The following is a 12,151-nucleotide window of genomic DNA, read 5'->3' on the forward strand; positions in this document are numbered from 1 at the left end:
CCAAGTGACCACTCCGCCGCCCCAGGGCAACCCGTTCGCCCAGGGCCAGAACCCGTACGGCCAGGTTCAGCAGCCTTACGGCCAGCCCCAGGGCCAGGCCCCTTACCCGCCTCAGGGCGGCTACCCGCAGCAGCCTGGCCAGCCGGGCTTTCCCCAGCAGGGTGGTGGTGCGCCGTACGCGCCCGTTCCGCCGCAGCAGCCGCGTCGCAAGGTCAGCTTCAAGACGATCAAGAACGTCGGTATCGTCGTGATCGGCGGCGGCATGCTCATTGCCGGCTACATACTCAGCCAGGACGACGCCAAGAACGCCGCGGTGGGCGACTGCTTGAAGTCCGCCTCAACGGCGACAGCCTCGAAGCCCCGCATGGAGGTCGTGGATTGCTCCTCCTCGGAGGCCGAGGCCAAGGTACTCAAGAAGATCGACGGCACCTTCACCTCGGTCACCGCAGAGAGCGAGTGCCGCGAGGTCAGCGGCGCCACGAGGTTCTACGCCCAGACCGGCGATGGTGACAACTTCCTGCTGTGCATGTCGGACGTCTGATCTGACCTCTCCGCATACTGAAGGGCTGTGTTTCACGTGAAACACAGCCCTTCAGTGCGACCGTTCCCTGTGAAACGGGGGCATGTTTCACGTGAAACATGCCCCCGTTTCACGGTCGGCTCAGCTCTGCTCGGCCCACCACTCCTTGAGCGCAGCCACCGCCGCATCGTGCTCCATCGGCCCGTTCTCCAGCCGCAGCTCCAGCATGTGCTTGTACGCGCGACCGATGACCGGCCCAGGACCGACGCCGAGGATCTCCATGATCTGGTTGCCGTCGAGGTCGGGGCGGATGGCGTCGAGCTCCTCCTGCTCCTGAAGCTGGGCGATCCGCTCCTCCAGGCCGTCGTAGGCGCGGGACAGGGCGGCTGCCTTGCGCTTGTTCCGCGTGGTGCAGTCCGAGCGGGTCAGCTTGTGGAGGCGGTCCAGGAGCGGGCCGCCGTCACGGACGTAGCGGCGGACGGCGGAGTCCGTCCACTCCCCGGTGCCGTATCCGTGGAAGCGCAGGTGAAGTTCGACCAGACGTGAGACGTCCTTCACCAGCTCGTTGGAGTACTTGAGCGCCGTCATACGCTTCTTCGTCATCTTCGCGCCGACCACCTCGTGATGGTGGAAGGAGACCCGGCCGTCCTTCTCGAAGCGGCGGGTGCGCGGCTTGCCGATGTCGTGCAGCAGCGCGGCCAGCCGGAGGGTCAGGTCGGGGCCGTTCTCCTCCAGCTCCATCGCCTGCTCCAGGACGATCAGCGTGTGCTCGTAGACATCCTTGTGCCGGTGGTGCTCATCGCTCTCCAGCCGCAGGGCCGGCAGCTCGGGCAGAACGTGGTCGGCGAGCCCGGTGTCCACCAGCAGCGTCAGTCCCTTGCGCGGGTGGGCGGAGAGGATCAGCTTGTTGAGCTCGTCCCGCACCCGCTCCGCCGACACGATCTCGATACGCCCGGCCATCTCCTTCATGGCCGCGACGACCTCGGGAGCCACCTCGAAGTCGAGCTGCGCCGCGAAGCGCGCCGCCCGCATCATGCGCAGCGGGTCGTCCGAGAAGGAGTCCTCCGGCGTCCCCGGGGTCCGGAGTACGCGTGCCGCGAGGTCCTCCAGCCCGCCATGGGGATCGATGAACTCCTTCTCCGGCAGCGCGACAGCCATCGCGTTGACGGTGAAGTCGCGCCGGACGAGATCCTCCTCGATGGAGTCGCCGTACGACACCTCGGGCTTGCGGGAGGTCCGGTCGTAGGCCTCCGATCGGTAGGTCGTCACCTCGATCTGGTAGCCGCTCTTCTGTGCCCCGACGGTGCCGAAGGCGATCCCGACCTCCCACACCGCGTCGGCCCACGGGCGCACGATCTTCAGTACGTCCTCGGGACGGGCGTCGGTGGTGAAGTCCAGGTCGTTGCCGAGCCTGCCGAGCAGCGCATCCCGGACCGATCCGCCGACCAGGGCGAGTGAGAACCCGGCCTCCTGGAAGCGGCGGGCTAGGTCGTCGGCGACAGGCGCGACCCGCAGCAGTTCACTCACCGCGCGGTGCTGCACCTGACTCAGGACACTGGGCTTGTCTTCGTTGGCGTTCGGCACAACAGAAAAGGGTACGTGGCCCAGGCGGCCGCGAGCGCCTCCATTAAACGGGCACACTTCACGCACGGACACCGCTGTCCATACGGGCACAAGGACTGCCCTTGAGGCGCAATGAAACGCTCCTCTTTATACCCGCACATACGGGACAGGCCGACGGCGCGGACCGATCTTGTGGAGCACTCCGCGGCACTTCCCCTCAGCGCACATCGTTACCATGCGTGGACGCACATTCCGACGACCACTGACGACGACGAGGGACGGGCGAGCGCGTGGCCGAGGCGGCAGACTTCCAGGGGACGAGTCCCTCACCTGCCCGCCGATGGCTGCGGCGGACCGGAGCACTGCTCGCCGGGGCACCTCTGCTGGCCGGCCTGCTCCAGCTGCCGGCCGCGGCCCCCGCACACTCCGCCGGGCAGGACTCCCTGAAGGCCGCCTCCGGCGGGGGCACGGTGGCCGTCGCCGTGGATTCGCTCACTCCGTCCGTCCCTGGTGACGGCGACACGCTGACCGTGTCCGGCACGGTGACCAACGAGGGCAAGCAGGCGGTCACGGACGCCCAGGTGGACCTGCGCCTGGGGCCCGCCCTGAACACGCGCTCCGACATCGACACGGTCACCAAGCGCACCGCGTACCAGCAAGGCCTCGACGGCGCCCCGGTGGGCGGAAAGTACATCAAGGAGTTCTCCAAGCTCACCCCGGGCGTCGCCCAGCGCTTCAGCATCTCCGTGCCGGTCGACAAGCTCGACCTCGGCAGGGCGGGCGTTTACCAGTTCGCCGTCGCCCTGTCCGGCGAGACGGCGGCACGGCCGTGGGATCAGGTGCTCGGCATCCAGCGGACGTTCCTGCCGTGGCAGCCCGACGAAGCCGACACGAAGACACGGACGACCGTGCTGTGGCCGCTCGTGTCCACCTCGCACATGACGGCGCAGACGGGATCGGACGAGACGCAGACGCCGGTCTTCAACGACGACGACCTCGCGAAGGAGATCTCACCGGGCGGTCGGCTGCAGCAGCTCGTGTCGCTGGGCAAGGAACTCGACGTCACCTGGGTGATCGACCCCGACCTGCTGGCCTCCGTGGACGCGATGATCGAGCCCTACCGCGTCCAGGGCGAGGGCGACACGACCACGGCGGGCACCCATCAGGCGGTCGCCGGCCAGTGGCTGGCCGAGCTGCAGGAGGCGGTACAGGACAAGGAGGTCGTCGCCCTGCCCTTCGGCGACCCCGACCTGGCCTCGCTGGCCCACAACGGCACGAACGTCACCGGCTCGCTGAGCCACCTCAAGGAGGCGACCGACGTCGCCGCCGACACGGTCGACTCCATCCTGCACGTGGAGCCGACCACCGACTTCGCCTGGCCCATGAACGGGGCCGTCGACCCGTCCATCGTCAAGGTCGCCACCTCCGCCGGCGCCGACAAGGTGATCGCGCGCAGCGACAGCCTGGTGGAGACGGGCGGCCTGCCCTACACACCCTCCGCGGCCCGCCCGATCGGCGGCGGCACTTCGGCGGTCGTCGCGGACGCACGGATGTCGACGGTGTTCCAGGGCAACCTGACCAGGGCGTCGAGCTCGACACTCGCCGTACAGAGGTTCCTGGCCCAGAGCCTGGCCCTCAATCTCCAGTCGGACAAGCAGCGCAGCATCGTCGTCGCCCCGCAGCGGATGCCGACGGCAAGCCAGGCCCAGGCGATGGCCGAAGCGGTGTCGGCGCTGCAGGACGGCACCTGGTCTCAGTCCCAGGAGCTCACGGCCGCCGCCACGGCCAAGCCCGACTCCGGAGCCACCACCAAGGTGCCGGCGGCGTCCCAGTACCCGTCCTCGCTGCGTAAGCAGGAGCTGCCGCGGGCGGCCTTCGAGCAGATCGCGACCACGCAGGACAAGCTCAACAAGTTCAAGGTGATCCTCAGCAACGAGGACCGCGTGGTGACCCCCTTCGGGCGGGCCATGAACCGCGAGATGTCCACGTCGTGGCGCGGCCACTCCGCGGAGGCGGCCGACTACCGCAACGGCGTGGAGTCGTACATCGACTCCCTGGCCGGTCAGGTCACGCTGATCGACAAGTCGGACACCAAGCTCTCCGGACGCAGCGCCACGATCCCCGTGACCGTGCAGAACAACCTCGTGCAGGGGGTCGAGCACCTGGTCCTTCGGCTCACCTCGACGAGCCCGAGACGACTCGAGATCGGCGGCGAGGACTTCTACGAACAACGCGTCACCGTCTCCGGCGGGCACAGCCAGACGGTGAAGTTCCCCACGTCCGCTCAGGCCAACGGCCAGGCCGAGGTGGTTGCCCAGCTGTACACGGAGGACGGCCAGAAGTACGGCGCCCCCGTCAGGTTCGACGTGAAGGTCACCGAGTTCACGGCCACGGTGATGCTGGTCATCGGCGGCGGATTCCTGCTCCTCGTCCTCGCCGGCTTCCGGATGTACACGCAGCGCAAGCGCGCGGCGGCACGTGAGGCCGAGGAAGACGGTCCTCAGGAGACGCCCGAAGCCGACGCCGGGCCGGAGAACGCCGATGGCGGACCGGAGAACTCGAACGGCTCCCGGGAGCGTCTCACCCCCGAGGGTCTCCTCGAGGAGGAGTCCGGCACCGGAACCCGGGAAGACGCCCCGGAGCAGCCGAGTGACCCGACACCGGACACCGCAGCGGAAAGCGCCGACCCGTCCGGCACGGGTGAGAGAGTGGACCGTTGAGCGATGTCGTGGCCGGTGGGCCCGGGACGATGAGGTGGGGTAACCATGAACGCGCCGTACGACGGTGACCGCGGCCAGGCCGCGGGCAGCTCGGGGCACCCCGAGGGCCCGCCGCCCGAGCACGGCCAGGTACCGCCGCAGCACCCCGCGGACATGTACCTCCAGGACGCCTACGACCAGGACCCCTACCGGGCACAGGACCTCTCCGCCCAGGACCCGGTCGCCGAGGCGCTGTACGACCGCGCCGCCCACCCGCCGCCCCCGCCGGGCACGTACCAGCCGCCGCAGCAGCTGTACGCCCAGCCGCCGCAGTCGCCGTACGCCCCCGACCCGAACGTGTGGGCCCAGACCCCGGCCCCCGAGCCGGAGGGCCCGAACCAGTACCTGCCGTACGGTGACGACCCCCGTACGACCCAGTACGTGGGCGTCGACGACCTCGTCTCGCACTCCGCCGGGGAGCAACAGGAGCACGACGCCTTCGCGCATCTCTTCCGGGACCAGCAGCAGAGCGGTCATCCGCAGTACCAGCCGCCGACGGTCCCTGGGCCCTCCCCGGCGCCGGCCGGGGGCCAGTCCCCCGCGTCGACACCACCGCCGACGGGCGAGGCCCCGTCGGAGACGCCCGCTCCTGCTCCGGCGCCTCCCGCGAAGAAGGGCGGGCGGGCCGGCGGGCTGCTGAAGTCGAGCGCGGTGATGGCGGCGGGCACGATGGTCTCCCGCCTCACCGGCTTCATCCGCTCGGCGCTGATCGTCTCGGCGCTCGGCGTCGGCCTGCTGGGTGACACCTTCCAAGTCGCCTACCAGCTGCCGACGATGATCTACATCCTGACCGTCGGTGGCGGCCTGAACTCCGTCTTCGTGCCGCAGCTCGTGCGCGCCATGAAGGAGGACGAGGACGGCGGGGAGGCATACGCCAACCGGCTGCTGACCCTGGTCATGGTGGCGCTCGGTGCGCTCGCCCTGCTCTCGTTCTTCGGCGCTCCGTTCCTGGTCCGCGCGTTGTCCGACTCGGTCGCCGGCGACCCGGCGGCCAACGAGGTCGGCATCACCTTCACCCGCTACTTCCTGCCGTCCATCTTCTTCATGGGCATCCACGTGGTGATGGGGCAGATCCTCAACGCGCGCGGCAGGTTCGGCGCGATGATGTGGACCCCGGTCCTCAACAACATCGTCATCATCGTGACGCTGGGGATGTTCATCTGGGTCTACGGGACCGCTGCGAACTCCGGCATGGAAGTCACGAACCTCCCGCCGGAGGGCCAGCGGCTCCTCGGCATCGGCATTCTGCTCGGCATGGTCGTCCAGGCCCTGGCGATGATTCCTTACCTGCGCGAGACCGGGTTCAGGCTGCGACTGCGCTTCGACTGGAGGGGCCACGGCCTCGGCAAGGCCGTGACGCTAGCCAAGTGGACCGTCCTTTTCGTCCTCGCCAACCAGGCGGGCGCGATCGTCGTCTCCCAGCTGTCCACTGCGGCGGGCGAGGAGTCGCCCCTCGACGGCACCGGCTTCGCCGCCTACGCCAACGCCCAGCTCATCTGGGGCCTGCCGCAGGCCATCATCACCGTCTCCCTGATGGCCGCCCTGCTGCCCCGCATCTCGCGCTCGGCGGCCGAGGACGACGCAGGAGCCGTCCGCGACGACATCTCGCAGGGCCTGCGCACCACTGCCGTCGCGATCGTGCCGATCGCCTTCGGCTTCCTCGCGCTCGGCATCCCGATGTGCACACTGATCTTCGGCTCTTCGGGCACCAGCGAGGCCACCAACATGGGCTACATGCTCATGGCCTTCGGGCTCGGCCTGATCCCGTACTCGGTGCAGTACGTCGTGCTGCGCGCCTTCTACGCCTACGAGGACACCCGCACTCCCTTCTACAACACGGTCATCGTGGCAGCGGGCAACGCGAGCCTCTCGGCCCTGTGCTTCTTCGTCCTTCCGGCCCGCTGGGCGGTGGCCGGCATGGCCGCTTCCTACGGTGTCGCCTACGCGATCGGCGTCGGCGTCGCCTGGAGCCGGCTGCGCAAGAAGCTCGGCGGCGACCTGGACGGCGCCCAGGTGATGCGGACGTACGCCAGACTCTGCATCGCCTCGGTGCCCGCGGCGCTGCTGAGCGGTGCGGCCTGTTACGGGATCGCCCAGACCCTCGGTCAGGGCGTCGTCGGCTCCTTCGCCGCTCTGTTGGGCGGCGGAGCCGTGCTGCTCGGGGTCTTCTTCGTCGCCGCCCGCAGGATGCGCATCGAGGAGCTGAACTCACTGGTCGGCATGGTCCGCGGGCGCCTGGGTCGCTGAGGCGGGGGTACGCGCACAACCATCGTCCGCCACCGTGTGTCGTGCATAGCGGCGGACTGTGGGCACAATTGGTTTCGGCGTCGGACGGCGCGCACGCAGTCGGACGGCGCGCAACGGATGGGGAGGCAGGAACGACGGTGGCGGAACGGAGCACGGCTGCCGTCGACGTGGCAGACAACAGCGGCGACGAGCCGCTGACCGCACAAGCGGACCAGTCCACGGCCGACGGGGTGGCCAAGAATCGGGAGCGGGACACGGACACCGACGAGGCACAGGGGAGTGGCGGGACCGAGGGTCCCGGAAAGGCCTCACCACCCGAGCTGCACAGCGGCCACAAGCTGGCCAGACGCTACCGCCTCGAGGAGTGCGTCACCCGTCTGGACGGTTTCAGCAGCTGGCGTGCGGTCGACGAGAAACTCCGTCGCGCCGTCGGCGTGCACGTACTGCCCGCGGACCATGCGCGGGCCCGTTCCGTGCTGGCCGCGGCCCGCTCCTCCGCGCTGCTCGGCGACCCCCGCTTCGTCCAGGTCCTCGACGCCGTCGAGGAGAACGACCTGGTCTACGTCGTCCATGAGTGGCTCCCCGACGCCACCGAGCTGACCACCCTCCTAGCCTCCGGCCCGCTGGAGGCGTACGAGACCTATCAGATGGTCACGCAGGTGTCCGCCGCCATGGCCGCCGCCCACCGTGAGGGCCTGGCCCACCTCCGTCTCAACCCGAACGCCGTACTGCGCACCTCCTCCGGCCAGTGGCGCATCCGCGGCCTCGCGGTGAACGCCGCGCTGCGCGGCATCAGCTCCGACACCCCGCAGCGCACCGACACGGAGGCCATCGGCGCCCTGCTGTACGCCGCGCTCACCCAGCGCTGGCCGTACGAGAGCGACGCCTACGGCCTGTCCGGGCTGCCCAAGGACGTCGGTCTGATCGCCCCCGACCAGGTCCGCGCGGGCGTTCACCGCGGCCTGTCCGAACTCGCCATGCGCGCGCTGGCCAACGACGGCGCGACCGCCTCCCGCCACGAGTCCGCGTGCACGACGCCGGAGGAGCTGGTGAAGGCGATCGGCGAGATGCCACGCATCCGTCCGCCGGAGCCCGCGTTCGCCGCGCCGCCGGAGTACCAGCGCACGACCTACCAGCAGGGCACCTACGGCCGCCAGACCCCGCACCCGGGCGCCGCCCAACCGGTACCGACCCCGCCGCCCCCACTGCAGAGCCGCACCGGCAAGGCCCTGAAGTGGGCCGTCTCGGCCCTCCTGATCGCCGCACTGGGTCTGGGGAGCTGGCAGCTGGCGGATGCGCTCATGGACCAAGGCGGCAAGCCCGACGACACGAACCAGACGCAGACGACGGACGGCGACAACGACAAGAGCCCGGCGAAGCCGGTCAGCAAGCCGATCACCATCGAAGGTGTCCGTGACTTCGACCCGCTGGGCTCGGACGGCTCCGAGAACCCGGAAACCATAGACAAGATCTACGACACCGCGTCGGGCACGTACTGGCAGACGAGCTTCTACACGAGCTCCGACTTCGGGCGGCTGAAGTCGGGCGTCGGAGTCATCCTCGATCTCGGCAAGGTCCAGCAGGTCGGAAAGGTGACCGTCACCTTCGTGGGCAACACCTCCGTCGAGCTCCGCGCCGCCTCGGGTGACACCGGCACAATGCCGACGTCTCTCGACAGCTACACCAAGGCGGCCGAAGGCTCCGGCGAGAGCGTGACACTCAAGCCGGGCAAGTCCCTGAAGGCCCGCTATCTTCTGGTCTGGCTGACCGATCTGCCGAGGCAGGTCGACGACGGCAAATTCCGCGGCAGGGTCGTGGACGTCAAGGTGAGCAGCTGAGACTGAGGGGAGGGGGTCCGATGGCAGATGGCAGCACATACCGGGACACGAGCGATCAGGACCTTCTCTCCCGCCACGTAGAAGGCGACCCCGACGCCTTCGGTGAGCTCGTGCGGCGGCACCGCGACCGACTGTGGGCGGTGGCGCTGCGGACGCTCGGCGACCGCGAGGAAGCCGCTGACGCCGTCCAGGACGCCCTCGTCTCCGCCTACCGGGCCGCCCACACCTTCCGGGGCCAGTCGGCCGTCACGACGTGGCTGCACCGGATCACGGTGAACGCCTGTCTGGACCGCGCCCGCAAGGCGGCCTCCAGGAAGACCTCTCCGGTCGACGACACCGAACGCCTTGAGCAGCTGCTGGAGCCGCACGAGTCCGCCTCTGCGCCTGCGGAGCGCAACGATCTGCACCGTCAGCTCCTGGAGGCGCTCGGCACGCTGCCGCCCGACCAAAAGGCTGCGCTCGTCCTGGTGGACATGCAGGGATACCCCGTCGCCGAAGCGGCCCGCATCCTCGATGTACCGACCGGCACGGTCAAGAGCCGATGCGCACGTGGCAGAGCCAGACTTCTGCCCCTCCTTACGCATCTGCGGCAGGAAAACACCGGAGACGGCAAGGATGCCGACGAGAGGCGGAACCGGACGCAGGGGACATCCGTCCCACCGGCAGCGGGTCCGCACGTTACGGATCCACGCGAGACCGGGCCAAGTGATTCAGCTCCAGTGAAGGGCGGAGGTGGGCGAGCGTGAGTTCCACGACAGACACGGCCGGGCACCCGGACGTCGCCGAGATCTCCGACCTCACCGAGGGCCTTCTCCCCCCGTCCAGGACCGCCGACGTACGGCGGCATCTGGACGAGTGCGAGCTGTGCGCGGACGTCCAGGCATCGTTGGAGGAGATCCGGGAACTGCTCGGCACGCTGCCAGGCCCGACGCGCATGCCCGACGATGTCGCAGGCCGCATCGACGCCGCCCTAGCCGCAGAGGCTCTCCTCAGCGCCACGGCGGCCGATGACGTCTACCAGGCGGACGCTGGCCGGGCGACGCCCGTCGGCACTGCCCGCCCGATCTCCGTTGCGGACGACAGTGTGCGTGTTTCACGTGAAACATCGACAGCGGCTAGCCGTCCGGCGGGGCATGCCCGCTCCTCGACCACCGGCCCCGGCCGCAAGGACCGCAAGAAGGCCGGGCGACGCAAGGTCGCCATCCTGAGTGCCGCATTCACGGCCGCCGCCCTGGGCCTCGGCTCCGTGCTGCTGACCTCACTGATGGGTGGCTCAGGGGCCGGTCCCACGGCCGACGGAGAGCACACCACCGCCGACACCTTCTCCGCAGCGAAGCTGGAGAAGCAGGTCTCTGATCTTCTCGCCAAGAACGAGAGCTCTCCGGGGGGCTCCCGCAAACCGGACCACAGTATGGGCATCGAGGGTGGGCCTGACACCAAGAGCACTCAGCCCCTCCGAGACACGGTGCCCGAATGCATCCGGAAGGGCATCGGCCGCACCGACGCCGCGCTCGCCGCTGAGGAAGGCATCTACAAGGGCAGGGACACACTGCTCGTCGTGTTGCCCGATGCCTCTGATGTCAGCCGCATCACCGTCTACCTCATGGACGCAACATGCGTGAAAAACGCATCGTCCACCCCGGCCGAGGTCCTGCTGAAGGACTCCTACCCGCGTTCCTGAAGAACCGGCGGTTCATCTTCGTCAGCATGGCAACCCCTACGGTGTGCCGTCTCCGTGTGCCCGGACACAGTGGGAATGCGCGCCCCTTAGGATCCGTTGGGTGGGGTGAGAGTCCTGAGAGGGGCTCCCACCGGTCTGACGATGCAGTCCAGAGACGAGGAATCAAGCCGTGAGCGACGTCCGTAACGTGATCATCATCGGCTCCGGGCCCGCCGGCTACACGGCGGCGCTCTACACCGCGCGCGCGTCGCTGAAGCCGCTGGTGTTCGAGGGCGCCGTCACCGCCGGTGGCGCCCTGATGAACACCACGGAGGTCGAGAACTTCCCCGGCTTCCAGGACGGCATCATGGGCCCCGAGCTCATGGACAACATGCGCGCCCAGGCCGAGCGCTTCGGAGCCGAGCTCGTCCCGGACGACATCGTCAACGTCGACCTGACCGGTGAGATCAAGACCGTCACCGACACTGCGGGTACGGTCCACCGCGCGAAGGCCGTCATCGTCGCCACCGGCTCGCAGCACCGCAAGCTCGGCCTGCCGAACGAGGACGCACTCTCCGGCCGCGGTGTCTCCTGGTGCGCCACCTGCGACGGCTTCTTCTTCAAGGACCAGGACATCGCCGTGATCGGCGGCGGCGACACCGCGATGGAGGAGGCCACCTTCCTCTCCCGCTTCGCCAAGTCCGTGACGGTCGTCCACCGCCGTGACACCCTGCGCGCCTCGAAGGCGATGCAGGACCGCGCCTTCGCCGACCCGAAGATCAAGTTCGTGTGGGACAGCGAGGTCGCCGAGGTCCAGGGCGATCAGAAGCTCTCCGGCCTGAAGCTGCGCAACGTCAAGACCGGCGAGCTCTCGGACCTCGCGGTCACCGGCCTGTTCATCGCGATCGGCCACGACCCGCGCACCGAGCTGTTCAAGGGCCAGCTGGAGCTGGACGAGGAGGGCTACCTCAAGGTTGACGCCCCCTCCACCCGCACCAACCTGACCGGTGTGTTCGGCGCCGGTGACGTGGTCGACCACACCTACCGCCAGGCGATCACCGCGGCCGGCACCGGCTGCTCCGCTGCCCTCGACGCGGAGCGCTTCCTCGCCGCCCTCGCGGACGAGGAGCAGGCCGAGCCCGAGAAGACCTCTGTCTGACCCCCACCCGCCCCACGCAACAAACAGTTAAGGAGCCCGCCGTGGCCGGCACCCTGAAGAATGTGACCGACGACTCCTTCGAGCAGGACGTCCTCAAGAGCGACAAGCCCGTCCTGGTGGACTTCTGGGCCGCCTGGTGCGGACCGTGCCGCCAGATCGCTCCGTCCCTCGAGGCGATCGCCGCCGAGCACGGCGACAAGATCGAGATCGTCAAGCTCAACATCGACGAGAACCCGGGTACGGCAGCCAAGTACGGCGTCATGTCCATCCCGACGCTGAACGTCTACCACAACGGCGAGGTCGCCAAGACGATCGTCGGCGCGAAGCCGAAGGCCGCGATTCTTCGCGACCTCGAGGACTTCATCGCCGAGTGACGTTTCACGTGAAACACGAATGGGCCAACCC

General features: G+C 68.9%; 9 protein-coding genes. 8 read left to right on the plus strand and 1 reads right to left on the minus strand.

Translation table 11 applies throughout. The features are described from left to right. Window positions 1-4 precede the first annotated feature (4 nt). A complete protein-coding gene (locus ACQEV2_RS21210; RefSeq protein WP_433043640.1) occupies window positions 5-541 on the plus strand; it encodes an LppU/SCO3897 family protein in 537 nt (178 codons plus the stop codon). A gap of 120 nt (window positions 542-661) precedes the next feature. Here ACQEV2_RS21210 and ACQEV2_RS21215 read toward each other — a convergent pair whose 3' ends face one another. Further along, entirely contained in the window at window positions 662-2,104 is a 1,443-nt protein-coding gene (locus tag ACQEV2_RS21215; RefSeq protein WP_433043643.1) for a CCA tRNA nucleotidyltransferase, read from the minus strand. Between the two features lie 269 nt (window positions 2,105-2,373). Between ACQEV2_RS21215 and ACQEV2_RS21220 the strand changes: the two genes are divergently transcribed. From ACQEV2_RS21220 to trxA, 7 genes are all read left to right on the plus strand, one after another. Beyond that, complete coding sequence (locus tag ACQEV2_RS21220; protein ID WP_433043646.1) at window positions 2,374-4,803, plus strand: DUF6049 family protein; 2,430 nt, start codon at window positions 2,374-2,376, stop codon at window positions 4,801-4,803. Between the two features lie 45 nt (window positions 4,804-4,848). Beyond that, a complete protein-coding gene (gene murJ / locus ACQEV2_RS21225; protein WP_433043649.1) occupies window positions 4,849-7,089 on the plus strand; it encodes a murein biosynthesis integral membrane protein MurJ in 2,241 nt (746 codons plus the stop codon). A gap of 137 nt (window positions 7,090-7,226) precedes the next feature. Beyond that, entirely contained in the window at window positions 7,227-8,927 is a 1,701-nt protein-coding gene (locus tag ACQEV2_RS21230; protein ID WP_433043652.1) for a protein kinase family protein, read from the plus strand. 20 nt (window positions 8,928-8,947) lie between these two features. After that, window positions 8,948-9,673, plus strand: a complete 726-nt coding sequence (gene sigM / locus ACQEV2_RS21235; protein ID WP_433043655.1) for an RNA polymerase sigma factor SigM — start codon at window positions 8,948-8,950, stop codon at window positions 9,671-9,673. Next, window positions 9,670-10,608: an anti-sigma factor family protein gene (locus ACQEV2_RS21240; protein ID WP_433043658.1), complete on the plus strand. Its 939-nt coding sequence runs from the start codon at window positions 9,670-9,672 to the stop codon at window positions 10,606-10,608. The genes sigM and ACQEV2_RS21240 overlap by 4 nt, the downstream gene beginning before the upstream one ends. Window positions 10,609-10,777: 169 nt before the next feature. Further along, entirely contained in the window at window positions 10,778-11,746 is a 969-nt protein-coding gene (gene trxB / locus ACQEV2_RS21245) for a thioredoxin-disulfide reductase (RefSeq protein ID WP_433043661.1), read from the plus strand. A 41-nt stretch (window positions 11,747-11,787) separates the two neighbouring features. Further along, window positions 11,788-12,120: a thioredoxin gene (gene trxA, locus ACQEV2_RS21250; protein ID WP_031484651.1), complete on the plus strand. Its 333-nt coding sequence runs from the start codon at window positions 11,788-11,790 to the stop codon at window positions 12,118-12,120. The last annotated feature ends 31 nt before the right edge of the window (window positions 12,121-12,151 follow it).

Source organism: Streptomyces sp. CA-251387 (genome assembly GCF_050936625.1).
GTDB lineage: Bacteria > Actinomycetota > Actinomycetes > Streptomycetales > Streptomycetaceae > Streptomyces.